Source organism: Pseudomonas sp. Cab53 (assembly GCF_018325965.1).
GTDB lineage: Bacteria > Pseudomonadota > Gammaproteobacteria > Pseudomonadales > Pseudomonadaceae > Aquipseudomonas > Aquipseudomonas chlororaphis_E.
Window position 1 is genome coordinate 798319 of sequence record NZ_AP021902.1, and the last position, 24865, is coordinate 823183.

The window sequence follows — 24865 nt, forward strand, 5'->3', positions numbered from 1 at the left end:
CTTCGCGGGCAAGCACGCTCCCACCGTTTGAAATGCGTTCCGCAGTGGGGAGCGGGCTTGCCCGCGAAGGCGCCAGTGGCACCCCACAAGGTTTTCAGCCTCTTGCGGGAAGAGAGGCTGCCTCAGTATATGGCAGATTTAAAACCTGTCCTCCAGGGCTCACCATGGCCCCATGAACACACTCATCGCTTTCTATCAGAACCTTGGTCCGGCCCTTTCTTTATTGGTCATGGTCACCTTCTTGCTGGCTGGCACCCTCAAGGGCGTCATCGGCCTCGGCTTGCCGACCCTTTCCATGGGCTTGCTCGGGCTGGCTATGGCGCCGACGCAGGCTGCGGCGCTGCTGGTCATTCCGGCGACCCTGACCAACGTCTGGCAACTGGCGTTTGGTGGGCACCTGCGAGCGTTGATCCGGCGATTGTGGCCGTTGCTCCTGGCGATAGGCCTGGGCACCGGGCTCGGTACGCTGTGGATCGGCATGACGGGCGGGGCGTGGGTCGTGCGTGCCTTGGGCGGAGCCTTGTTGCTGTATGCACTGGCCGGGCTGTTGCTGCCGACGCTGCGGGTGGGGGCTGGTGTCGAGCCGTGGCTCGGCCCGCTGTGCGGAATGATCACCGGCGTCATCACCAGCGCCACCGGGGTGTTCGTGATTCCGGCGGTGCCTTATCTGCAAGCCTTGGGCTTGGACAAGGATGAGCTGGTGCAGGCCCTGGGCCTGTCGTTCACGGTCTCGACCCTGGCCCTGGCCGCCGGCCTGTTCTGGCGCGACGCCCTGGGCGTGGGTGAGATGAGCGCTTCATTGCTGGCGTTGTTGCCGGCGCTGCTGGGCATGTGGCTGGGGCAATGGTTGCGCCAGCGGATCAACGCCGTGTTGTTCAAGCGTGTGTTCTTCGTGGGCCTCGGGGTGCTCGGCGGCCATCTGCTGATCAGCGGCTAGCCGAGGATGGGCTGAGCATGTCGATGCGACGGATCTCGAAGTCGCGCTCCAGGTAATCCATGCGCTGCGCGAAGAATTGCTGCATGTGCGGCAGGTTCGAGTGCACGTCCAGGTGTGCCTGGGAGGCCCACACCTCGTAGAAGATAAACAGCGTGGGGTCCTGCTGGTCCCGCAGCATGTGGTATTCGATGCAGCCGGGTTCGGCGCGGCTCGGTTCGACATAGGCGCGAAACAGTGCTTCGAAGGCGTCGGCTTTTTCCGGGCGGGTCTTGGCGTGAAGGATGAAAGCGTGTTGCTCGCTCATCGCGTGGCTCCTGGAATGAATTTCGGTGCAGGAGTCTAAGGCAACAATCTGTGGTTGATTCGTGCGTTTGCGTCAAATCAGTTTTGCCGGTGCGGGGCTTATTCCGCGCGAGGTGCCTCGGTAGTCTGCCGCCATCATTTTCAACCTTCTCCTTCGGCAGCCTTCGAGGCGGTGCCGTGGAAACCGAATGAGGCGCTCCATGAAAAAAGTCCTGTTGCTCAACGGCGGCAAACAATTCGCCCACTCCGATGGTCGCTACAACGCCACCCTTCACGACACGGCGCTCAGCGTGCTGGACCGTGGCGGCCTGGATGTGAAGACCACGTTCATCGACGGCGGCTACGACATCCAGGAAGAGGTGGCCAAGTTCCTCTGGGCCGACGTGATCATCTACCAGATGCCCGGCTGGTGGATGGGCGCGCCGTGGACCGTGAAAAAATACATCGACGAAGTCTTCACCGAGGGCCATGGCAGCCTCTATGCCAGCGACGGTCGCACCCGCTCCGATGCTTCGCAGAAATACGGCAGCGGTGGCCTGATACAAGGCAAACAATACCTGTTGTCCCTGACCTGGAACGCCCCGCAACAGGCCTTCGACGACCCCACCGACTTCTTCGAGGCCAAAGGTGTGGACGCGGTGTATTTCCCCTTCCACAAGGCCAATCAGTTCCTCGGCATGACCGCGCTGCCGACGTTCCTGTGCGTGGACGTGATGAAGCGCCCGAACATCGAGGCGGATGTGGCGCGGTATGAGCAGCATCTGGTTGAGGTGTTCGGTCTGAAGGCTTGACCTTCCTTTCCCTACGCATCCCGTTACTATCCTGTGGCAATGGATTTGCCTGTGGCGAGGGGATAAATCCCCTCGCCACGGATAAATCCTTGCCACAACAGCTCAGTCGACAGGGGGATACGTGAAAGCCAGATCCGACGAACTGCAGATCTTCGTCTGCGTCATCGAATGCGGATCGATTTCCGCCGCTGCCGAGCAGGTCGGGCAAACGCCGTCGGCGGTCAGCCGCACGTTGTCGCGCCTGGAAGCCAAGCTCGAGACCACGCTGATCAACCGCACCACGCGGCGCATGGACCTGACGGAGGAGGGCAAGTATTTCTTCGAGCAGGCCAAGGGCATCCTCGACCAGATGGATGAACTGGAAGAGCGTCTGTCGTCGCGCCAGAAAAACCCCGCCGGGCGCTTGCGGATCAACGCCGCGTCGCCGTTCATGCTCCACGCCATCGTCCCTCACATCGAAGAGTTCCGCAGCCTTTACCCGGACATCCAGCTTGAACTCAACAGCAATGACCTGATCATCGATTTGCTGGAGCAAAGCACTGACGTCGCCATTCGCATCGGCACCCTCACCGATTCGACGCTGCACGCCCGCTCGTTGGGTTGCAGCCCGCTGCACATCCTGGCGAGCCCGGCTTACCTGAAGCGATACGGCACCCCCGCCAGCGTCGCCGAACTGGTGGAGCATGCGTTGCTGGGGTTTGCCCAGAACGAAGGGCTCAACCAGTGGCCGTTGCGCCATGTGCACGGCGACCGCTGGCCGATCCAGCCGCTCATCAGCGCTTCCAGTGGCGAGACGGTGCGGCACCTGGCGCTGGAAGGCCAGGGCATTGCCTGCCTGTCGGACTTCATGACCCGTGACGACATCCGTACCGGCCGGTTGAAGGTGCTGCTGGCGGAGGCCAACAGCGGCTACCGCCAGCCGATTCATGCGGTGTACTACCGCAACTCCCAACTGGCGTTGCGGATCCAGTGCTTTCTCGATTTCATCCAAGGCAAACTCGTCGACTACGCCTCGCGGGAATTCAAGGGCGATTCGTGACTCCAGGACAAGAGTGATTTGGGCAAGGCGGTCTGTTTCCCCCGGCAGCCGTCCTCGATACTCGTCCCATCACTTATCTGGCCAAGGAGTTTGACCATGAACGTATTCATCACCGGCGCCGCCGGTTTCATCGGCGGTTCCATCGCCACCGGTTTGGTTCGCGCCGGGCATCGAGTCACCGGGTTGGTGCGTAACGCCGAGCAGGCGAGCGAACTGACTGCGCTGGGCATCGAGCCGGTGATCGGCACCCTTGACGACAGCGCGCTGCTGGCCGAGCAGGCCCGTGCCGCCGACGCGGTGATCAACGCCGCCAGCAGTGACCACCGCGGGGCGGTCGAAGCCTTGATCGACGGGCTCAAGGGCTCGAACAAGGTGCTGCTGCACACCAGCGGTTCGAGCATTGTCGGCGACGCTTCGGGCGGGCATCACAGCGATGAGATCTACCAGGAAAACCACTTGCCGCAGCCCACTGCCGACAAGGCCGCGCGTGTCGCGATCGATACGCTGGTGCTGGACGCCGCCAGCCAGGGCGTGAATTCGGCGGTGATCTGCAACACCCTGATCTACGGCCACAGCCTGGGCGTCAAGCGCGACAGCGTGCAATTGCCACGCTTGCTCAAGCAAGCGCGCAAGAGCGGGGTGGTGCGGCATGTCGGGCCGGGGCAGAACATCTGGTCCAACGTGCACATCGAAGACGTGGTCCAGTTGTACACACTGGCCCTGAGCCGCAATGTGCCGGGCACGTTTTACTTCGTCGAAAGCGGCGAGGCCTCGTTCATCGACATGACCACCGCCATGGCCCAGGCCCTTGGCCTCGGGCAGCCACAGGACTGGCCATTGGCCGAGGCCGAGGCCGAATGGGGCTACGAAATGGCCAACTACGGCCTGGGCTCCAACAGCCGCGTGCGTGGCCGCAATGCTCGTGAACTGCTGGGCTGGGTTCCGAAGCGGACGTCGGTGGTGGAGTGGATACGCAACGAGATGGTGTGAACGATCCCCTGCTTGTGGGAGCGAGCTTGCTCGCGAAGCGGTGTGCCGGTCGACATCGAGGTTGGCTGGGGCGGCGGCTTCGCGAGCAAGCTCGCTCCCACAAGGGGTTGTGGGAGGCTGGACGCTCAGTCGTGATGCGCATCCGCGCGCTTGAGCATCTGCTTGCATCGCTCGGAGAGGTGGAACACCCGCAGGTGCTTGCCGGCCTTGCTGTAGCGCTCGCGCAGGGTCATGAGCGCGGCGATGGCCGAGTAGTCGACGAAGCGCAGGTGGCGGCAGTCCAGGGTGACCTGGGCCGGGTCGTTGGCCGGGTCGAACTGGTTGAGGAACGGTGTGGTCGAGGCGAAGAACAAGGTGCCGTGCAGGCGATAGAGTTTGCTGCCGTCGGCTTCCAGGTGCGTGTCGGCGTACAACTCCCGCGCCTGCTGCCAGGCAAAGTTCAGCGCGGCGATGATGATGCCGCAGAGCACGGCGACGGCCAGGTCGGTGAACACGGTGATGAGGGTCACCGCGATGATCACCAGCACGTCGTTGACCGGCACCTTGTTGAGCACCCGCAGCGAGGCCCAGGCAAACGTCTGCTGCGACACCACGAACATCACGCCCACCAGCGCGGCGAGCGGGATGCGCTCGATCAGCGGTGACAGGAACAACACGAACAGCAACACCATCACCCCGGCCACCACGCCCGACAGCCGCCCGCGTCCGCCGGAGCTGAGGTTGATCACCGTCTGGCCGATCATCGCGCAACCGCCCATGCCGCCGAACAGGCCCGAGACGATGTTCGAGGCGCCCAGGGCCACGCATTCACGGTCCGGGTAACCGCGACTCTCGGTGATTTCGTCGGTCAGGTTCAGTGTCAGCAGGGTTTCCAGCAGGCCCACCATGGCCATGATCACGGCGTAGGGGGCGATGATCTGCAGGGTTTGAAGGTTCCAGGGAATGTCCGGCCAGGTGAGGGCCGGCAAGCCGCCGGCGATGTGGGCCATGTCGCCCAGGGTGCGGGTGGGCAGGCCGAGCAGGTAGACCGCCAGGCCGACACCCAGGATCGCCACCAGGGCCGGTGGTACGCTGCGGGTCAGGCGCGGCAACAGGTAGACGATGGCCATGGTCAGTGCCACCAGGCCCGCCATCAGGTACAGCGCTGTGCCGCTCAGCCAGGTGCCGCCGCTCTTGAAATGTTCCAGCTGGGCCAGTGCGATCACGATCGCCAGGCCGTTGACGAAACCGAGCATCACCGGGTGCGGCACCATGCGCACCAGCTTGCCCAGCCGCAACAGCCCGAACGCCATCATGATCACCCCGCCCAATAGCACGGTGGCCAGCAGGTACTGCACGCCGTGCTGCACCACCAGCGCGACAATCACCACCGCCATCGACCCCGCCGCGCCGGACACCATGCCCGGACGCCCGCCGAACAGGGCGGTGAGGGTGCAGAGGATGAACGCGCCGTAGAGCCCCATCAGTGGATTGAGGTGGGCGACCAGGGCGAAGGCGATGCATTCGGGAAGCAAGGCGAAAGACGTGGTGAGGCCGGCGAGGACGTCGGCGCGAAGGCGTGCTGGTTTCATGATTTACCTGACAGGGCACCGATTGAGGCTCGGCGGCCGGGGGACGTGGTGCAAAAACAGGGGCGGATGGTACGCAATTGCCGGGCGCAAGAACAGTGAACCTGAGGGCGCCGGCGCTGCTTGCACAGGAATGAAAGTTTCACAGCGGATTTTCATCAGGCCTGCCGGGCGATGTCCCTGGGCGACACTTCTTGTCTGTGCACGAAAATGACTTTCAGAATGTTTGAAGAATGCTCCTTGAAATGATTTATGAGTTTCACAACTCGACGTGACCCTGTTCAAGGAGTACCGCATGGCCCCTGCTTTCGGATACTGGCTGCTGGTCTACGCGGCCATCGCCATCATTGCGCTGATCGTGCTGATCGCCCGTTACCGGCTCAATCCGTTCATCGTGATCACGCTGGTGTCCATCGGCCTGGCGTTGATGGCGGGGATGCCGCCGTCGGGCGTGGTGGGGGCCTATGAGGCCGGAGTCGGCAAGACGCTGGGGCACATTGCGCTGGTGGTGGCCCTGGGCACGATGCTCGGCAAAATGATGGCCGAGTCCGGCGGGGCGGAGCGGCTGGCGCAGACGCTGATCGAACGCTTCGGCGAGCGCAACGCCCATTGGGCGATGGTGTGCATCGCCTTCCTGGTGGGGCTGCCGTTGTTCTTCGAAGTCGGTTTCGTGCTGCTGGTGCCCATTGCCTTCACCATCGCCCGGCGCGTGGGGGTGTCGATCCTGATGGTGGGGTTGCCGATGGTCGCCGGGCTCTCGGTGGTCCATGCCCTGGTGCCGCCGCATCCGGCGGCGATGCTGGCGGTGCAGGCGTTCCAGGCCTCCGTGGGACAGACCCTGTTGTATGCGATCCTGATTGGCATCCCCACCGCGATCATCGCCGGGCCGCTTTATGCGAAATTCATCGTGCCGCGGATCCCGCTGCCGGCGGAAAATCCGCTGGAACGGCAGTTTCTCGACCGCGAACCCCGCGCCCGGTTGCCGGGGTTCGGCATCACCCTGGGGACGATCCTGCTGCCGGTGTTCCTGATGCTGATCGGCGGTTGGGCCAACCTGATTTCCACGCCGGGCAGCGGTTTCAACCAGTTCCTGCTGTTCATTGGCAACTCGGTGATTGCCTTGCTGCTGGCGACCCTCCTCAGTTTCTGGACCCTCGGCCTGGCCCAGGGCTTCAACCGCGAATCGATCCTCAAGTTCACCAACGAATGCCTGGCACCGACGGCGAGCATCACCTTGCTGGTGGGCGCCGGCGGCGGCTTGAACCGGATTCTGGTGGACGCCGGGGTCACCCAGCAGATCGTCGGCCTGGCCCAGGCATTCCAGTTGTCGCCACTGGTCATGGGCTGGCTGTTCGCGGCCTTGATGCGCGTCGCCACGGGGTCGGCCACGGTGGCGATGACCACGGCTTCGGGTATCGTCGCGCCCGTGGCGATCAGCCTCGGATACCCGCACCCCGAGCTGCTGGTGCTGGCCACCGGGGCCGGGTCGGTTATCTTTTCCCACGTGAATGACGGCGGCTTCTGGCTGATCAAGGAATACTTCAATATGACCGTTGCCCAGACCTTCAAGACCTGGACGGTGCTCGAAACCCTGATTTCCCTGGTCGCCTTCGGCCTGACCCTCGGGCTTGCGCGTTTGCTCTGAGCGTTACGCACCCACACAGGAGCCCCCATGGACATCCTCTACCAGATCCGCGCTCGCCAGGATTCCTTCAGTGCCGGCGAAGGCCGAATCGCCCGGCTGATGCTCGACGACGTCGGCTTTGCCGCCTCCGCCAGCCTGGACGAACTGGCCCAGCGCGCCGACGTCAGCAGCGCCACGCTGTCACGGTTTGCCCGTAGCGTCGGTTGTCGCGACCTGCGGGACCTGCGCCTGCAACTGGCCCAGGCCAGCGGTGTCGGCAGTCGGTTTCTCGACCCGACGGGCGCGCCCGAGCAATCGGCGTTTTATGGACAGATTGTCGGTGACATCGAGTCCACGTTGCGCCAGCACCTGTCGGCATTCGAAGAAACACGATTCGCTGATGCCGTGCGGATGCTGGGCAAGGCGCGGATGATCCATGCGTTCGGGCTCGGCGGCTGGTCGGCGCTGTGTTGCGAAGAGTTGCAGGTGCGCCTGGTGCGTTTCGGCTACCCGATTGCCGCGTGCCGCGATCCGGTGATGATGCGCATCACCGCCACCTCGCTCAGCGAAGCCCATCTGGTCATCGCCTGTTCGCTCACCGGCATCACCCCGGAGCTGCTCGATGCCGTTGAACTGGCCCGCGGCTATGGCGCGCCGATCCTGGCCATTACCCGAGCCGACTCGCCGCTGGCCCAACTGGCCGATGGGGTGCTGCCCCTGCAAGGCGCCGAAACCTCGTTCATCTACAAACCCACGGCAGCGCGCTACGGCATGCTGCTGGCCATCGACGTGCTCGCCACCGAGCTTGCCCTGGCCCACCCCGAAGACAATCAAGAGCGCCTGCGGCGGGTCAAACTCGCGCTGGACGACTACCGTGGCGGCGACGACGACCTGCCGCTGGGAGACTGACATGCTGTACGACACGCTTATCCGCAACGCGCACGTCATCGATGGCCGCGACACCCCCGGCTACGACGCCGATGTTGCGATTCGAGCCGGGCGCATCGAGCGCATCGGTGACGTGGGCGCGGCGCGGGCGGTGGTCGACATCGACGCCGCTGGCCGCGTGCTGGCGCCGGGGTTCATCGACGTGCACACCCATGACGACACGGTGGTGATCCGCCAACCGCAGATGCTGCCCAAGCTCAGCCAGGGCGTGACCACGGTGATCGTCGGCAACTGCGGCATCAGCGCCTCGCCGGTGAGCCTGCGGGGCGATCCGCCCGACCCGATGAACCTGCTCGGCCCGGCCTCGGCGTTTACCTACCCGCGCTTCAGCGATTATCGCGACGCCGTGGAAGCGGCTGCACCGGCGGTCAACGTTGCCGCGTTGGTGGGCCACACGGCGTTGCGCAACAATCACATGGACGATCTGCTGCGCACCGCCAGCGCGCCGCAAATCGCCGCCATGCGCCGGCAACTGCGCGAAAGCCTGGAGAACGGCGCGCTGGGGTTGTCCACCGGACTGGCCTACGCCAACGCGTTTTGCGCGTCCACCGACGAAGTCATGCAACTGACCGAAGAGCTGCAGGCCTTCGGTGCGGTCTACACCACTCACCTGCGCAGCGAATTCGAGCCCGTGCTCGAGGCCATGGCCGAAGCGTTCCAGATCGGTCGTCATGCGCAGAGTCCAGTGATCATTTCCCACCTCAAATGCGCTGGCGCCGGTAATTGGGGGCGCAGTCCACAGGTGCTCGCGGCGCTGGAAAATGCCGCGCGACACCATCCCGTCGGCTGTGACTGCTACCCCTATGCGGCGAGTTCTTCAACGCTGGATCTCAAGCAAGTGACTGACGCCCATCGCATCACCATCACCTGGTCGACGCCGCATCCGTCGATGGGCGGCCGCGACCTGACCGATATTGCCGGCGAGTGGGGCGTGTCGCTGCTGGACGCGGCGCAACGCCTGCAACCGGCGGGTGCGGTGTACTACGGCATGGATGAAGGTGATGTAAGACGAATCCTCGCCCACCCGCTGTCCATGGTCGGTTCCGACGGATTGCCCGAAGACCCGTTTCCCCACCCGCGCCTGTGGGGCGCTTTCCCACGGGTGCTGGGACATTTCAGTCGTGACGTCGGGCTTTTTCCGCTGCATACCGCCGTGCATAAAATGACCGGCCTTTCTGCGGCGCGCTTCGGCTTGGAAGGGCGCGGGGACATCCGTGAAGGGCATTGGGCTGATCTGGTGCTGTTCAATCCACAGACCATTCGTGATGTCGCCGATTTCATCGAACCGCAACGGGCTGCCGAAGGCATTGATGGCGTGTGGGTCAATGGCGTCCTGAGTTATGACGAAGGCCAGGCGAATGGGCGCCGGGGAGGACGGTTCCTGGCGCGGGGAAGTCTCGCGGGGTGATGAGTCAGTGTGGCGAGGGCGCTTGCTCCCGCTGGGGTGCGAAGCAGCCCCTGTGTTGACATCATCACACGGCAGGGGACGCTGGCGCGTCCAGCGGGAGCAAGCTCCCTCGCCACGGGTTCGTTGGAGCCTTCAAATGTGCAGTGTTATCCAGGGTAGGTGGCACTTCGACATTAAAGAACCCCGCGCCAAGGCCGAAGCACTGGGTTCAACCCAGCTAGACTGGGTCCTTTCAGCCAGGGAGCAAACCCATGAGCTTCGGTAAAACCACTCCGATCCTGCGGATCTTCGATGAAGCCAAGGCGATGGAGTTCTACGTCGACTTCCTGGGCTTTACCGTCGACTGGCAACACCGCTTTGGCGACAACTTCCCGCTCTACCTGCAAGTGTCCCGTGGCGAGTGCGTGTTGCACCTGTCCGAGCACCATGGCGATTGCACGCCGGGCTCGGCGCTGCGCATCGAGACGGATGAACTGCAAGCGTTCCAGCAGCAATTGCGGGCCACGCAGTACCGTTACGCTCACCCAGAGATCCAGGCGATGCCTTGGGGGACCCAGGAACTGACCGTCACCGACCCGTTCGGGAACCGGTTGGTGTTTACCGACGCGATCAGTGCCTGAGTCCTGAACTGCCAAGGCGCTAAGGTCGTGTGATTGCCTGGACGTGATCGTTGTACATCTCATAGCTCCTGGGGTGGCGCTGCGTGGGAATATGGACGTTTTCGGGAATGATCCCGCTGCAGTTGAAGCAGGCAATGAACGGTTCCGGTTGAGCCACGCCGGTGATTTTTTCGGTGAACAGGTACGTGTCCGAAAGCACTCGCTCGGCCTGGCCCGGATAGAGCGCGACGACATCGTTCAGTACCCGGACTTCCCCATGCGCCCCCGGCCCCCCGGCGCGCACGGGGATGATGCCGTTGCAGCGCTCGATATGCGTGGCGATGAGGTTCTGGGTGTTGGGCTGGAGCTCCGACAGGGCATCGACCGTCCTGCTCAGCGTGGGCTCGCGCTTGAGTAACTCGGGATCCACTTCGAGTCTGTGGATCGGGTCGTTCTTGGTGGCGCGGTAGCGTTCGGCCAGGTCGCTCAGGTACTCGCTGGTATTGCCGATCCTGTAGCTGCCGAAGTTCAGGTAGAAACTGTCGCTTTTAGCGCTGCCTTCGTAGTGGGCGTCCACGCCGCGATAACCCGTCGGGCCGGATTTGGGGCCGGAGAGATTGTGGTACTCGTAGAGCGCCACCGGCTTACTGTCCAGGGTATCGCCGGTCACGCCAAACGAGTGAACCACCAGGTCCTTGCGCTTTGTCTTGCTCAAGCCTGGGGTCGGACGCAGGGCCAGGTTGAGCGCGGCGTTTTCTCGGTCGTCACCGGCCATTCGCCTGGGCGGCAGGGCCGAGGGAGGCTGCATCATCGCCAGGGACCGGGCGTGCCCATCAGCCTCCACCCCTTTGACGACGTCATCCTTCAGCCATCCCTGATGGTCGACGAACCTGAGCGGATTGTTGGCCACCATGGCGTACAGGTTCAATCCGTCGACCGCCCCCGCCGGGTCGGGGCTGATCCAGCGTTGCAACCAGGGCGCGTAGTAGCGTTGGCCGTAGTAATACAGGCCGCTGGCGTCGCGCTCCTTGCCGCAATAGCGAAGGGTGCGATAGCTGACTTCCAGCGCCGAGCGCGAGGCCAACCAGGCGGTCCCTCCGTAGGGCAGGTAGCCTTCCTGGCTGATCAACCCGCCTTGGGCGTCGAGCTCCAGTGAGCAGGAGCTCAGGTGGTCGCCAAGGCCGTAGCGCATTGGGTTGGCGGCGATGCCGGAGGGTCGGCCTGCGGTCCAGTGCAGGTAACGCACGCTGAAGCGGCCGGCTTGCAGGCTGATCATTTCCAGCCGTTCATTGGGACGGGTGTGGATTTCCAGGCCCGGCAGGTAGCGCACCTCCCGGGTATGGATGATGGCCTCGGTGTGGACCGTGCGGACCTTGCGCACCCGTTGGCCGCCGTTGTCGTAGAGATAGCGCTCAACGTCGTCGGGCGCGTCTGCACGCTGGACCAGCACCACGCTGTCGAGTTGATTGCGGTTGTTCCAGGCCAGCGCCTGCCCGGGCAGCAGCGCCTGCTGGTTGCCGTTGGCATCGAAGGCCATCGTGACGTCGGGCGCCGACTGGCCGGTGTTCCAGCTCAGCAGGCGGTTGCTGGTGGGGCTGACGTTGAACGTCCGGGTGTAGTGGTTGCGCTCGCGAACATGGCGCAGTTCGGTCAGGTTGCCGCCGGTGTCGTAGGTGTAGTGCTCGGTGTAATTGAACAACTGACCGGCATCGATCGGAATGTTGAGGAGGGTCGGGGCCAGGCCTGCGGTTTCACGCCCTGTCGCACGGATCAATTGATACAGGCTGTCGTAGGTGAAGGTGCGCGTGGCTTCGACCCGCTGGTTACTGCCGTACTGCACCGGCTGGGCCTTGTCTTCGATGCGCAACACGTTCCCCACCGGGTCGTAGGTGTAATGCAGGTCCTGCAAGGTTCGGGTGGACAGCGATGCGCTGAGGGCGGTCAGTCGCCCGGTGGCCGGGTCGAACACAGCGCGGCTGGTGACACCGTTGCCGGCGGCCTGGGATTCGAGCTGGCCGGAGGCGTTGTAGGTGAGTTGGCTTGCGACGGTTGTTTCGACGGTGGCGTCCCGGGGCTTCAGGCTCACGGCACTGAGCTGGCCCGCGCGATCGAACGTGTACCGCTGTTGGTGCCGGGCCGCATCGGTTTGTTCGATGACCTGCCCGAGTGCGTCGTAGCGCCAATGTGTGGTGTGGCCGTCGCCCTGTTCCAGCAGCAGGTCTCGGTCTTTTTCGTTCCCTGGCCAGTCAGGGGGCGCGGTGTCGGCTGACAGGTGCCGGGTCTGACTCAGCGGGTTGGCGCAAAGCGCGTAGGCATGGGTGAGCAGGGTGCCGGCGCTGTCATCCTGACGGACCAGGGCACCACACAGGTTACGGGCGGCAGACGCTGGCGAACTGTCGCCGTAGCGCAGGCATTCGACTGTGCGTGGCGCCTGCCCTGGCGTTTGCTCGCGACGCATGACCGGCCGCCGTTGATCGTCGAAGGTGGTTTGCTCCTGGTTTCCCCGTTGGTCCCAACGGCGCAGCACCTGCCCGGCGTCGCCCGGCAGGCTCAGGCGCCATCCGGCGTCGACACTGCTCACCCGCAGTGGCTTGCCCGACAAGCTGTAGACGGTGTGCAGGTTGGCTTCGGGGGCGTTGGCGAACAGCCGGGCGTCCCACTGCGCCACCTGCCGCCCCGCCGCGTCGTAGTGATGCCGGATGATGCGCGCCTGGCTTGGCTCGTCTGCCTCGCGTCGGTGGTAAGCCACCTGCCGCACGGGCAGGCCACGGTTGTCGATGACGTTGATCGTGGGCGTCTTGTGGTGAAGGCGAGCGCTCATGCAGCACCCCCGCGGGTCGACATGACCTCCTGCAAGGTGTCGTTCTCGTCTTCGTCCACGCTGTACCAGGGGTGGCGCGTGTGGCGGCGCAAATAGCAAAGGTCATCCTGCCGGGCGAGCCACGTGTGGGTCAGGCGTCCGAGGGGGTCGTGGACATGCTGGTCGAAATGACCGCACTGGCGCAGGGGCGCGTCGTTGATGTGGCGATGATGATCGGCAAAGTAAGGCCGATAGACCCGCACCACCCACCCCTTGCCGTTGTATTCCACCCGTTCGCTGACACGCCAGCGCACCGCGGCGATCTGCGCCTTGGGCTTTCCATCTGCCAGGGTCAGTTCGCCTTTGGCGTCGACGACACAGGCCATGCCCGACTCGACCCGTTGTTTGTTTTGCAACGTTCGACCGAAGCCATCGAAATGGGTGATGGCAATGCGGATCTGTTGCTGCGGGTCATCGGGGTAGCGGTCGGCGACCAGGGTCGCGACATGCACGGGCTCTCGGCTCGAGGCCTCGAGTTCGTCTTTGAGCTTCAGGTCGTCGCCGGACAATGCTCGGCCAGACGACAACCGGGTTCGGGCTGACGCGCAGAGATGCCCGTCGGCAAGCAGGTCCCCTCTTGCTACGCAACGCGCCAGCCAGTCGGTGTCGGCCAATGCGGCCGTCGATACCCGCCCCATCCAGCTGAAGGGCGCGTAATAGTGGGCCGTGGCGGCGCCCTGCACGGCTTCCCTTTCCCGGCGGACGGCCTGCGCCGCAGGCTCGAACGAAGGGCGCTTGAACTGGGCGAGGGGCTTGAAGCCCGCGGGCGTGCCGTCTTCATCGCCATGAAAAGAGCTGGCCAGGACCTGACCGAACCCATCGAACAAGCCTTCTTGGACGTTGCCGTTGGGGTCGGTGATGCGCACCGGTTGCAGCGAGCGGTAGTCGTGGACAGCCTGGGTGGTGCAGCCATCGGGCAGCGTGAAGGCGATGACCCGGCAGGCATACGGGTCGTAGCTGATCTGGGTCACGCCCTGGCTTTGGCTCGGCTGTACAGCGTTGACCTTGTAGAAACCTTCCAGCGGCGCGTAGCTCGCGAAGTCGCTCTTGACTGACCAGAGCCTTGCGGAGGGAGCGGAGGGCAGGAAGTCGGTCATGTGGTGATAGCCGATTTGCTCCAGCAGTTTTCCTTGAGGGCGGGCGTCTTGTGGCAGCGACTGGAAGGCTTCCAGGGCCTTTTCATCCAGCTCGGCGTGCTCCAGGTGATCGACCAGGGCCTGCAGGTCGGCGACGCCGTCGGGCCAGATGGCTCCGTTCGACGCCTGTTTATAGCGCTGCACGGACAGGCCGGTGAGCACGCCTTGGGTGTTCCAAGTGGTGGCTGTCACACGGTCATCGAGTGTTTCGAACGTGATGTCCCGTGGGGCCAGCCCTTCGTCTACAGGGGCCTTGGGGCGCTGCAACGTCTGGGTACGCTGGCGATAAGGCAGGCCGAGTCGCCATTGCTGGGCTGTTTGCAGGTGGATGAACTCGGCGCGGGTTTCGTTCAGGTGGTAGCGCTGCTGCGCCGGGTCGTGAGCGTCGCGCCACCACTGCTGTTGGTCGGCGTCGTTGAATGGCGGGGTGTCGCTGGCGGTTGTTCGTCGGGCGTAATGGACATCCACGCTGCGGGTCTGCGCACCGTACAGGTCGTGTTGCAGATTCAGGGTGTGCCGGCATTGCGGGTCATCGACAAAGCCGTCGTATTGATACGTGATCGACTCCAGCAGCAGCGGCAGCATCCGGGCCTGGCGGCGATGGTTGTCGGGGGCTTGTAGCAGGCGCAGCCCATAACGGTGCTCCTGGACCGTATAGAGGCGGGTGGCGTTGCGGCGTTCATCGAGGCCGAAGACCTCGCTGCGCAGCACTCGGCCACACAAGGCGCGGGCCATTTCCAGGTCAGTAGTCGCGTCTGGCGAGGCGATGATCCGGTCGCGCTGCGTCTCGGGTTGGTATTGGCAAAGCAATGTCTTGCCCAGCGCCATGGCGTGCTTGTCTGCGCGGCTGTAGCCGTTTCGCGGAATATCTACCCTGCGCCCGGTGTGAAACCAGGTTTTCTTAAGGCACGTGGCGCTGAAGTCCTGGGGGGCGCCATCGCCGGGGCTGGCTTGGGTATCGGTTTGCAGCAGCAGGCCGAAACCGCGAAATTCCCGCTCGCTGCCGTCGTAGTAACCTTGGCGATAGGCGAACGCCTGGGTCAGCTGGTTGCCGATGGTTTCGTCCAGGCGGGTCTGACTGCTCACCAGGTGCAGGGCCAAGGGCAGGCGGCAAGTGAGTGGCTTGCCAGCGGCGATTCTCTCCTGTTTCTCATCCAGCCATTCCTGCGCCGAGCTGCGGTAGTCGATGCGGTCGTCGGCGCCCATGTTGTTGTTGGTGCCGGTGAGCAGATACGGTTTGGCGCTGACGAAGTCGTAGTGCCAATGTTGCGAGTTCATGTGCGGTGAGCTCAGGATCAGGCTTGAACAGCCGAGCCCTTGCAGGTCGGCGACGCTCACTTGGCACAACGGATCGTAGCGCAGCTCTTCGGGCCAGGGCAGCGCCACTGCGGGGGCGAAGCCCTGGCCGCAGCGGTTCATGAAAATCAGTGCCTGATCCGCTTGCAGGTAGATCAGGTCGACGGCGCCGGAGCCGTCCAGGTCCGCCAGGCGAATACGCGAGGCGTCGAAGCTTTCGTGGGCCAACCCGGGGAAATCCAGCACCCGGCCTTGGCCGAAGCGTCCGCGACCGAGGTTGGGCCAACACCTCACTTCGTTATGACGAATGCGCACCAGGTGCTGCTGGCCGCTGCCCAGTACGTCGCTGAAAGCCACCAGTTCGCCGGCAGAGCCGGTGAACACGGGCAGGGCGTCTTCATGCGCTTCTCGGGGGACCTCGAATGGCGGTGAAAAACCGTATTTTCGTTGGTTGGCGTACAGGCGAACGCTACGCGGGCCGATCAATGCCAGATCGCCGAGCCCGTCCCCCATCAGATCGGCCAACTGCCCTTGAGGACTGAAGAACTCTGGGGCAAATGCCTCGAACGTGGCGAAGTCCGACCAGCTTCGATCGGCTTCGAGGGAGAAGAAACCGCTCACTTGCGGCCGGGCGATGAGCCAGTCCAAACGACCGTCCCCGTGAGATCGCTCAAGGCCTGGTGCACCGATGTTGCCGTGTCGGCTACCGGGAGGTTGGGGAGCGTTCGCCACGGCGCGTAGGCCACTTCGTTGCCGTTGGCCTTCTCGCGCATGGGTTCACGGTAATGCCAGCCTTTTTCGTTTCGATGGAGCACGCCCGGCAGGCCTTCGCCGTACAGGTCCACTAACTGATAGCTGTGGCCGTCGTTGAGCCCCGGCATGTCCGCAAAACGCTGCCAGGCGAGGGGGTCGAGCGTGAGCTTGAATGCGCTGTAGCTGAACTCGACGGGAGGGCGTCGCTCGACGGTTTCGTCTTCGGCGAACGCCTGTTCGTGGGCGGCGCTCAAGTGCTGGTAACCCAAGGGCGTCTGTCGATAGTCAAGCAGCAGGCGCCGCACCAGGATGGGGGCCGCGCCCAGCTCATCGGGAAAACGGTGAAACATCAGGACCTGGCGGCACAGGCGTTCGGTGCGTAATTCAAAACCGTAGGCGAAGCTGGAAAATGGATCGCTGCGGGTCGGCCACTGCCGGCCCTCATACGGCGGCTTTTCTGTATAGGCAGTGGTTCGTTCACCGTAGTCGAACACCAGTTCGAAGTGCCATTGCACGGCCGTGAGCCGCTGCGCAGTCCATGAATAGAGCTGCGTGTCGGCCTTGAAATTGCCATAGCTGACCTGACTCAAATAGCGTTGGGCCGTGGCGTCTGTCTGGTATTGGTAGAGGATGTGTTCGCCGTGGGCGTTCAGGCTTTCCTCCAGCAACCATTCGCCGACTCGACGCGTATCCTCGGGATCGACGCGCCGCGAGGCCAGGCTCTTTCCGAACACGTGGAGGCTGCCGTCGGCACCGTGCACCAGCCAGAAGCCCGGCTTATCGCCTGGCGAAGCCCAATGCTCGATCCGGTCGAAACGGCTTTCGGTCCTGGGAAAGTGTCGGGTGACGGTGTAGGTCGTTCCCAGTGCCAGCTCGTTGTAGTGGTCGACGCGGGTCGAGGCGACAGCCTCTTGCGCATCACGCTCGGGCAGCCACACCACCCCGGTGGGGCCGATGATTTCGTCGTCTTGCCCGTAGGCCGGCACACCCTGGCTGGTGCGTCGTGCCACGCTGGGCAATGACAGCCCCCAGCCGATGCCGAACACACCGTTGCCGAGCGTACTGGCGTAGTTCAAGGACAGGGGCGGCGCAAAGCCGCGCCCCGACGAAATGGGCAAGGCCATCTCATAGACAGCCGTACCGTGGGCGCCCACGGGGCTCCATCCTTTGCCAATGCTTTGAATGGCACCACCGCCCTTGGGCAGGGAGGGTGCGGTGACCGGCAACGCGGATGGCTCGTTCATTGCGCACCTCCGCCGACCCTGGCCGTGTAGCTCACGTGCACGATGATGTCGGTCAGCGATTCCAGCAGGTCTTTTTGCGCCTCGGGGTTCGGGAAGGTCAGCTGCCATTGGGAAATGGCGCCGGTGTACTCGAACGGCAGGTAACGTTCGTCGTTGAAGCTCAGGGTAAACAGACCGTTGTCGTCGACCCCTGTCGACAGGGCGATCTGCTGATTGGCGCGGCGGCTCTCCATGGCACGGCCTCGGTCACCTGGCGACAAGAACACCGTGCTGGCGGTCTGGGTCAGCGTGGCCCGAATGTTTTCGTAAGGACCAACGACGGCCGGCAAGGTCACGCTGATGGTCTTGAGGCGTCGCAGGTAATGTTGCTGCCCTTGGTAATCGTCTTCGAACAACTGATGAGGCAGTTCGAACTCACACGTGCCTTTCTTCAGGTTGTCCAGCATCTGCGGCCATGGTTTGTTCAGGTGGCTGGCCGGGGTCTTGTCCTTCAGGTGTCGCAACGACACCGTCTTGCGGATCTCCAACTCGCGCTCATGGCGTTGCAGGTAGCCGGCGTGCATGTTCATCAGGTTCAGCTTCAGCGACTCGCCGGCGCCGAGCCCTCGATAGGTCGTGTGCCACGCCCCGGGTTGAATAAAGCGACTGTCGAAGTCGGCGGTCTCATATTGCCAACAGGCTTCGGCGGCCAGGCACAGGCTCAGGGTGGCGTCGTAGGCCTGGCGATAGACCACGGCCAACTGGCTGTTGAGCCATTGGTACAGTTGCGTCCTGGAGAAGCGCTTGCTCAGGAAATCGTAGTTGGCTTTGGCCTGGCCGAGGGTCGCTTCGACCAGGCGCAATTGCAGGCGGGTGGCGGTTTCCTGCTCGGCGAAGTGCGCCAGTTGGGCGTCGAGTTGCTCCAGTTCGAGTTGGGCCTGGTCGTACGCATGGCGCCACTCGTCCCACCGACGATTGAACGAGGCTGTACGCTCGCAGTGGTCCGCTGCCGTACGGGCGAGGATGGCCGCGCTGTGAGCCGCCGCCGAGGCGGCGAGCGTTGGCCCTTCCCAGCGACTGCCACCGTTGGCGAGGCCAAAGATGTTGGGCAGCGTCATCATGGCGCCTGCCGCGATCTGGCAGGTCATGGCGGCGAGCTCGGCACTGCCGCTGGCCAGGTAGAACTGAGTGGCGTGTTTTTCCGAGTCGTTGAGGTTCTCTTCCATCAGTTTTCCGTAATGGCGGGCTCGGTCCTCGACGATCCCTTTGGTGGCCTCCAGTGCCTGACGGTTGCGATGATCGATGTTCAAGGCTTGGCGTTGCAGGTCGACGGCACGCTTCGCCAGGTCCCAGGCTTGCTGTTGCTGCAAGGCCTGCAACTGGGCTTCTTCCTTGCGTTCGATCAGCGACAGCAACAGGGTGCCGAACTGGCTGAGGCTGTCCACCGCTTGCAGGGCGTGGCTGTGCACGGTCGTGAAGCGGTAAGAGGGAATGGCGGCGGCGGGCAGGCGGGTCGTTGCACTGTCCGCCAGGTTCAGGGCCAGGGTGCTGGAAAGGGTGCGAGGGTCCAGCGGCGCCGCGATGACCGGCAGGTGCAGCGGCTTGCCGGCGATGTCGAGGTTGTGCCGCAGGTTGTGCAGCCGGCTCTCGGCCGTGTCCCAACCTCTGAGCAACTGCGGGTTGAACGGCAGATGCAGATACGGGCTATCGATGGCCGGCAGGGTCGAGCGTGCACTGCCTTCGCGAAGGACCAACGCGCGGTGGTCGTTCAGGCGGGTCAGCGAGTACTCGAAGGTGCGCAGGTCGTCGTCGGGTGTTTCGACCAACGTTTGCAGGCTGAGGGCCGTCCAGGGCGCCACTGGCCGAACGGCCGGGCGCGGGCCCAGCAGGTCGAGCACACGCACGTACCACAGCTTCGCTTCGCTGAGGCCGTCTGGTGTCATGGCGCGGTATGCGGCATCGCCCCGGTTGATCAGGATGTCCAGGTACAGGAAGTACAGCGCCTTGCACAAGTGCACGGGATGACTGAGGGCGATCTGGTGCGGATCATGGGGCGCCTGATCGGCGTACGACGGCACGCCGCGATCGACCAGCGGCACGCTGCGCCAGCATTCATCCTTGTTGCGACCCGGATCAAAGACGTAGCGCAGCCAGCGCTCGGCTTCCTCATACCGCTGCTCGGCGTTCAAGCGATGGGCGACCAGCCATGGCACATGGAGGAACAGCTCGGTGAAGTAACGGCCGTAGGCACCATGAAAATCCATCGCGATGTTCGGGTCGTCGGGTATCGCGGGTTCCTGCAGGTGTTGTGTCGTCCAGTCGAACAGTTCATCCAGGCCGTCCTCGGTACGCCGGATCAGTTCGGCGGCGAACACGGTGTTCAAACGGATCGGCGAGCGCCGTCGACTGGAGGCGTCACTGGTTTTGATCGTGGACTTGGCGAAATCGATGAACTGGGTGGACCCCAAGCCGGGCGCCGTGACCTGGGTAATGTCGGGCGGTTGCTGGCGCTTCAAGGGGCGTTTGAGCGTGACGGCCCGGAGGACGGAGTAGAGCTTTCTTGTCGGATCGAGAGGGTGGACGAACGCCACCCCGAGAAGCAGGATGGTGCCGTCGCCGCCGGGATCGGTGCCGGGCCACTCGAAGTCAAAGGACGGCGGCAGATGCTCGGCCGGAACGGACTCGGCCACGACGCTCAGGTCTGCGTAGGTCAGCGGTCGGTCTAATGAGGCGGCGGGTTGCCGGAAGACGACGTATTGCTTGTCCAGCGGTTCATCGCAGAGCACGGCGACGTGTTCCACGTCAAAAGTTTTGGCATGCTCGGTCTGCAGGGTCATGGTTTGCGAACCGCTGGTGGAGGAGCTTCTGTTCTTACGCCGGCTGGCCTTGATCAGGTGTCTGACGGCATCCGTGGAGATGAATTTTCCCTCAAGGCTGGTCTGGCTGGAGAGCGTAATGTTGGGCGTGTGTTCGCTGTCTCTCAGAACGTCAGCCGTGTGCGAAAAGGACACCGTGAAGCTTCGATCGAGGGCGACGGGGAGCTTGCTGAGATTAAGGCTCGAACCGCCATGAAGCCGCATGTAGGGTGCCTGCGGCAGGCGTTGGGCAGGGAACAGCAGGTTCATTTGCAGGCGAGGTTCAAGACTGAAGGCGTTCTCCACCCTCAAGCGCATTACGTTGCGCGGCAGGTACCCCATGTTCCCTGCGCTGGTCATGTCGATGTTGGCCGCCATTTGCAACGTGAGCCTGGAGTCGTGCCGGGTGTAGGTGAGCGTGATGCGATCGCGGTAGGCGCTTTCGAAATCCGACAGGGTGGGGGGCAGGTTGCCGGGCAGGGCAACTTCTGTGATTTCGAGGTTGGTGGACGTTGTGGCTTGGATACGCTGCGCGGCGGCGCTCAGGAGTTGCTGTTCGTTGTCCGTGTCCGTTGAGCGACCCGGTTCATGATTGAGGTGCCTGTCGATGCAGACCGTCTGTCTGAAGGCGAGCTCCTTGCCGCTGGCCAGGCCTGACGCTGCCGGTGATCCATAACCCTGCAAGGCGAGAAACAGCGAGTCGCGCGAGCCTTGGCGATAATGCACGGCGACCGTGGCGAGCAACGTCTTGATCGCCGCAAGGCCTTTGTTGCCCAGGGAACTGTCTTCCCAATGGCCTTGCAGGGCCACCCGCGGCGTACTCCAGGTTCCATCGTGTTTTTTGAAGCAATAGCTCAGGCGCAACAGCGGATGGTGCTTGCTCCCTGCCGTTGTATCGTCCTGCGAAGAGGCGCTGGAGGCTGAAGGGTCCTGGTGAATGCATTCGGCCCAGATAACGAACAGCCGATTGTTGAACCAGACCGGTCGCACCGAATGCTCGGGCGCGTTCTCGGGGATGGGGACGTCGGCCTTTTCCCAGTCCGACCAGGCGTACGGGGCGGGCTGGTCCAGCTTGGGCGCGATGCCCGGTGGTTGTGTTGGCAGACCCGCGAAGGGCCGCTGCGCCATGTTCAGTGAGCGCCAGAAGTAGCTGTTTTCGCTACGGGACTTGGCGATGAAATAGTAGGTGCTGTTGGCGTAGTCCTCGCCATCGATGTAGCCGTTGAGGATGTTCAGGTTGGCCACTTCTTCGAATCGGGTCAGGTACGCCATGACCGCCGATTGAACGGCATCGGGTTGGATCTGGTTCTGGTTGAGGGCGTTTTCCAGTTGTTGGAAGTTGGCGCTTTTGTCGGCTCTCAGGTTCGGGTCGAGGTACATCGCAGGGAAGTAAAGCAACTGCTGGTGGGCGGCCCACGTCGGGTACTGGTGCATTTCGTCGCGCCAGGTTTGCCGCAGATCGGTGGTGATGTCGGCGGGCTCATAGCCGGGCTCCAGGTTCATCAGGATGCGGTTGATGTACTGCTGCAAACTGGCAATGGCGCAGGCCACGGGGGTGGTGGGCACGTCCTGGCTGACCAGTACGTCCAGCAGCCAGAATTCGTAGAGCTCCCGGGCGGTCTTGATCTTGTAGGGTTTCATCCTGTCCCGATCGGGCGCGACCTTGTTCAGGTAAAGCGCCAACAGCGCATCGCGCAGGCTTTCATCGAGCTGCTTCTTAATGACAACGGTCATATTCAATCCTTGAATGTTGAAGCGGGGCGCCGGTCAATGGCAGGCCGCGATCAGTGCTGCGCCGACGGTTTTCCAGTCCGATGCAGGACTTTGGGTTTTCAGCGAGGTTGCCTGGAGCAACAGGTCTGCCGACAGTCCTGTGCTGACGCAGCACGCTTGGCAGCGCATGATCCAATCCACCGCTTCCATTGAGGTGGCCTGTCCTGGCTCCAACTGCGCCGTCAGACGACTCACTTGCTCAGTGCTCCAGTTCAAAAGGTTGGCCAGCAGGTTGTTGGTCTCTTTTTCCGAGGAGTGCCCATCCTGATTGGCCACTTGCAGGTAGTGCAGCAGGTTCTCTTGCGACTGCGCCTGATGGCGGGCGCAATGGCTGAAGCGTTCGAGCAGATACAGCGTGTGGGGTGTGAGGGTTACGGAGGTCTTCGAGGCCAGCCATGTCGGATTATCCATCAGGGTTTTCAGCGTGCTGCTGTCCAGGTGCAGGCGCTGGAAGGCCTCGGCGATGCGAAGTACTGTTGCCAGCACAGGCGGCATCATGCCCGGGGTCGTGTTGATAGCCGTGACGATCGCCTTTGCGTCGGTACCGGCCATTTGCGTCGCGCAAAGGACGTATTCGGCCGGAAGGTCCGCAATGTCATGCAGCAGTGTTTCAATCAGACGCTGAGGAGCCTGGTTGGCGTTGTTGTCCGCTCGCAGTCTCGCCAGTCGTTCCTCCAACTTCTGATTCAGCGGCAAGCTCGTTCCTGGTTCATCGAACAGACGGCACCACTGCAGTACATCAAGCTGGTTTTGCCTGAGCCAGTCCACAGCCCATTCCAGCGCCATCAACACGTCGAGAATGTCCGCCTCTTTGGATTGCGAGGTGTGCAATCGCCCGGTTACCAGTGCCTTGCAGAAGTCGTCTCCTCCCAACAACCGGGCCAGCTCGGTGCATTCAAGAGGAGACAGGCCCAGCATCCGGGCGATACGGGCCTGGCGGTAGAGTGAAGAGACCGTCGGCAAGTCGTGTTTTGGCGAGCCCAGGTACTTCTCGCTCTGCCGCACAAGCAGTAGCAGTGCATCCTGGGTCATGGGGAGTCCGAGACCTGCGCTCAGATAGCTGAGGGTTTGCCGGCCGGCGGTCAGAGGGCTCTGGGGGAGTTCCCACACGGGGCTTTCAAGCAGTCGGGTGCGATTGAACACTTGATCGAACAATGGCATGCGGTCGCCGCAAGCATCCACCGGCATGTCGTGCAGCAAAGAGGCAAACTCTTCAGGGGCAATGCCATGGCGTTGATTCAGGTAGCGGTAGACGCCCAGTGTGCGCAACGTGTTGGCGTTGAGTGTGTCAGTCCCTTCGGAGCGCTGGGCATTGACGATCAGCGTATCCAGTTCGGCAACGGGGATGCCGGTCCAGCGATGCAGGCGGATCATTCGCTGCGCACGGTCGAAACGCTCATGGGAGTGATGGGTGAAAACCTGCGTCTCCCCTTGGGTGGCAATACTCAGGACGGAAGTCTGTTCCGGCCCTTTGATGTAGCTGGCGCCATAGCCGCTCTGTCTGGCGTCTGGGCTATTGATTGAGGACCGAGGGGTGTAGCTGCCTTGCGCCAACAGTTGCTCCACCTGCTCCGTCGTCAGCCCGGTGCGCTCCTTGAAAAACTCCAGCTGACCCAGGTTCGTTATGTTTCGGGTTCCGTAGTTCTTCTTCAGTGGATCTGGCTTGGAGATCGACACAATGGGCGCGAGCAGCAGGCTCTGTTGTTCCGGACTGAGACCGGACAGCAGTATTTGCGCGTCGAGAGGGGACGTCGTTACGCTGCCGTAGGTTGAGTTGCCTCGTGAAAACGGCAATTGCAGGCTGGCCCGATAGTTCAGCTCGCCCAGCGCGGGCTTGCCGGCCCCCAGCCCGAGCAGACACTGATGATGGTACAGGTTGTAGGGCAGCGAAAAGGGATAGCGCTCGCTGCTCAGCGCCTGCGGGATTGCCCTGTCCTTGCCTTCCTCTTTCAGGTAAGCCTCGATGTTGCTGCGCAGGGTGTCATTGATGAGGTCAAGCATCGGACGCGTGGCGAAGGCGCTCTGCCGATCGAGCATCAGTTGCTTGAGGTCCGGGCGGCGTTCTTCCAGGGTGATCCTGGCGGATGAGGCGGACGCCGGGAGCTGCTCCAGTTGCCTGGCAAACAGATACAGGGCACGTAGATACGCCACGGGCGAGTCGATTGCCGCGATATCGCCTTCGTTGCAGAACTGATCCCAGTTTTCCTCGAAGAGGGCCTGGTAGCCGGCGGACGCGGGCGTCGAGTCCGATCCCAGGCTGCGCCGCACGCGCCCCGGGGCATCCTTCCCGGCCGACACACGATGCGCCTGGTACCGGCGAGCGATTTGCCCGGCGTAATTCGCTGCACGGTCATAGGCCAGCCCGGCATCCGCGTCGCTGTACTTGGCCAGCTCAAGGGCGAACGGTGCCTTGCCCATGCGCACGATATCGAAAACCGACGCCAGCCCCATCCGCTGCAGGGCGGTTGCAAAACGAGCCTTTGCGGTGTTGCTGTCGTTGTCGTCGGCAAAGGCGACGAGCCTGTGCAGCAGCGAGTCATTGCTTGCGTCCATGTAGGGTTCATCTCCTGTTCGCACAAAGGTGCTTGTCCAGGGGAAACCGTACAGCAGCGGTAAAAAAAAGGCGGTAGGACGAGAGTGGGGGATTTGTACGAAAGGGCGATGCGTGGGGAGGGTTTTGGTTAACCGGGAATCCAGGAGAGGGGCTGGTGAATGGAGGGTGGCTGGACAAATTGGCTATTCTTAAACTAGGCTGAAATCAA

13 protein-coding genes and 1 pseudogene are annotated in these 24865 nt (G+C 63.1%); 8 read left to right on the plus strand and 6 right to left on the minus strand.

Annotated elements, in window-relative coordinates; genetic code table 11:
* Window positions 1–172 precede the first annotated feature (172 nt).
* Window positions 173–937 (plus strand): sulfite exporter TauE/SafE family protein, encoded by a 765-nt coding sequence (locus KI241_RS03385; RefSeq protein WP_042732450.1) that lies wholly within the window; start codon window positions 173–175, stop codon window positions 935–937.
* Here KI241_RS03385 and KI241_RS03390 read toward each other — a convergent pair.
* The gene (locus KI241_RS03390; RefSeq protein ID WP_042732451.1) at window positions 927–1241 is read right to left on the minus strand and encodes a putative quinol monooxygenase; all 315 of its coding nucleotides are present in this window, start codon (window positions 1239–1241) and stop codon (window positions 927–929) included. The two genes, KI241_RS03385 and KI241_RS03390, sit on opposite strands and share 11 nt — an antisense overlap.
* Window positions 1242–1440: 199 nt before the next feature.
* Between KI241_RS03390 and KI241_RS03395 the strand changes: the two genes are divergently transcribed.
* The 3 genes from KI241_RS03395 to KI241_RS03405 all read left to right on the plus strand — a co-directional run bounded on the left by KI241_RS03395 (window position 1441) and on the right by KI241_RS03405 (window position 4060).
* Entirely contained in the window at window positions 1441–2031 is a 591-nt protein-coding gene (locus KI241_RS03395; protein ID WP_042732452.1) for an NAD(P)H-dependent oxidoreductase, read from the plus strand.
* Window positions 2032–2152: 121 nt separating this feature from the next.
* Complete coding sequence (locus KI241_RS03400) at window positions 2153–3070, plus strand: LysR family transcriptional regulator (protein ID WP_212803367.1); 918 nt, start codon at window positions 2153–2155, stop codon at window positions 3068–3070.
* A gap of 96 nt (window positions 3071–3166) precedes the next feature.
* Entirely contained in the window at window positions 3167–4060 is an 894-nt protein-coding gene (locus tag KI241_RS03405) for an NAD-dependent epimerase/dehydratase family protein (RefSeq protein ID WP_123578288.1), read from the plus strand.
* Window positions 4061–4185: 125 nt separating this feature from the next.
* On the opposite strand, the gene KI241_RS03410 is transcribed toward KI241_RS03405, so the two are convergent.
* On the minus strand, window positions 4186–5631 hold the full coding sequence (locus tag KI241_RS03410) for a SulP family inorganic anion transporter (protein ID WP_212803368.1): 1446 nt from the start codon (window positions 5629–5631) through the stop codon (window positions 4186–4188).
* A 292-nt stretch (window positions 5632–5923) separates the two neighbouring features.
* On the opposite strand from KI241_RS03410, the gene KI241_RS03415 reads away from it, so the two are divergent.
* From KI241_RS03415 to KI241_RS03430, 4 genes are all read left to right on the plus strand, one after another.
* Complete coding sequence (locus KI241_RS03415; RefSeq protein WP_042732922.1) at window positions 5924–7273, plus strand: gluconate:H+ symporter; 1350 nt, start codon at window positions 5924–5926, stop codon at window positions 7271–7273.
* 27 nt (window positions 7274–7300) lie between these two features.
* Entirely contained in the window at window positions 7301–8161 is an 861-nt protein-coding gene (locus KI241_RS03420; protein WP_123578286.1) for a MurR/RpiR family transcriptional regulator, read from the plus strand.
* Between the two features lies 1 nt (window position 8162).
* The gene (locus tag KI241_RS03425; RefSeq protein WP_212803369.1) at window positions 8163–9608 is read left to right on the plus strand and encodes a D-aminoacylase; all 1446 of its coding nucleotides are present in this window, start codon (window positions 8163–8165) and stop codon (window positions 9606–9608) included.
* Between the two features lie 251 nt (window positions 9609–9859).
* The gene (locus KI241_RS03430; protein WP_042730888.1) at window positions 9860–10228 is read left to right on the plus strand and encodes a glyoxalase superfamily protein; all 369 of its coding nucleotides are present in this window, start codon (window positions 9860–9862) and stop codon (window positions 10226–10228) included.
* A 19-nt stretch (window positions 10229–10247) separates the two neighbouring features.
* On the opposite strand, the gene KI241_RS03435 is transcribed toward KI241_RS03430, so the two are convergent.
* The 4 genes and pseudogenes from KI241_RS03435 to KI241_RS03450 all read right to left on the minus strand — a co-directional run bounded on the left by KI241_RS03435 (window position 10248) and on the right by KI241_RS03450 (window position 24656).
* The gene (locus tag KI241_RS03435) at window positions 10248–13028 is read right to left on the minus strand and encodes an RHS repeat-associated core domain-containing protein (RefSeq protein WP_212803370.1); all 2781 of its coding nucleotides are present in this window, start codon (window positions 13026–13028) and stop codon (window positions 10248–10250) included.
* A pseudogene (locus KI241_RS03440) lies at window positions 13025–17496 on the minus strand (SpvB/TcaC N-terminal domain-containing protein). Before KI241_RS03440 ends, KI241_RS03435 begins: the two are co-directional and overlap by 4 nt.
* Window positions 17493–22064 (minus strand): neuraminidase-like domain-containing protein, encoded by a 4572-nt coding sequence (locus tag KI241_RS03445; RefSeq protein WP_212803371.1) that lies wholly within the window; start codon window positions 22062–22064, stop codon window positions 17493–17495. The pseudogene KI241_RS03440 and the gene KI241_RS03445 overlap by 4 nt, the downstream one beginning before the upstream one ends.
* Before the next feature lie 33 nt (window positions 22065–22097).
* Window positions 22098–24656 (minus strand): Tc toxin subunit A, encoded by a 2559-nt coding sequence (locus KI241_RS03450; protein WP_212803372.1) that lies wholly within the window; start codon window positions 24654–24656, stop codon window positions 22098–22100.
* Window positions 24657–24865 lie beyond the last annotated feature (209 nt).

What these genes read in the sequence shown, in the direction of transcription:
- KI241_RS03385 (WP_042732450.1), top strand. Translation starts at nt 173, where the DNA reads ATGAACACACTCATCGCTTTCTATCAGAACCTTGGTCCGGCCCTTTCT.
- KI241_RS03390 (WP_042732451.1), bottom strand. Translation starts at nt 1,241, where the DNA reads ATGAGCGAGCAACACGCTTTCATCCTTCACGCCAAGACCCGCCCGGAA.
- KI241_RS03395 (WP_042732452.1), top strand. Translation starts at nt 1,441, where the DNA reads ATGAAAAAAGTCCTGTTGCTCAACGGCGGCAAACAATTCGCCCACTCC.
- KI241_RS03405 (WP_123578288.1), top strand. Translation starts at nt 3,167, where the DNA reads ATGAACGTATTCATCACCGGCGCCGCCGGTTTCATCGGCGGTTCCATC.
- KI241_RS03410 (WP_212803368.1), bottom strand. Translation starts at nt 5,631, where the DNA reads ATGAAACCAGCACGCCTTCGCGCCGACGTCCTCGCCGGCCTCACCACG.
- KI241_RS03415 (WP_042732922.1), top strand. Translation starts at nt 5,924, where the DNA reads ATGGCCCCTGCTTTCGGATACTGGCTGCTGGTCTACGCGGCCATCGCC.
- KI241_RS03420 (WP_123578286.1), top strand. Translation starts at nt 7,301, where the DNA reads ATGGACATCCTCTACCAGATCCGCGCTCGCCAGGATTCCTTCAGTGCC.
- KI241_RS03425 (WP_212803369.1), top strand. Translation starts at nt 8,163, where the DNA reads ATGCTGTACGACACGCTTATCCGCAACGCGCACGTCATCGATGGCCGC.
- KI241_RS03430 (WP_042730888.1), top strand. Translation starts at nt 9,860, where the DNA reads ATGAGCTTCGGTAAAACCACTCCGATCCTGCGGATCTTCGATGAAGCC.
- KI241_RS03435 (WP_212803370.1), bottom strand. Translation starts at nt 13,028, where the DNA reads ATGAGCGCTCGCCTTCACCACAAGACGCCCACGATCAACGTCATCGAC.
- KI241_RS03445 (WP_212803371.1), bottom strand. Translation starts at nt 22,064, where the DNA reads ATGACCGTTGTCATTAAGAAGCAGCTCGATGAAAGCCTGCGCGATGCG.
- KI241_RS03450 (WP_212803372.1), bottom strand. Translation starts at nt 24,656, where the DNA reads ATGGACGCAAGCAATGACTCGCTGCTGCACAGGCTCGTCGCCTTTGCC.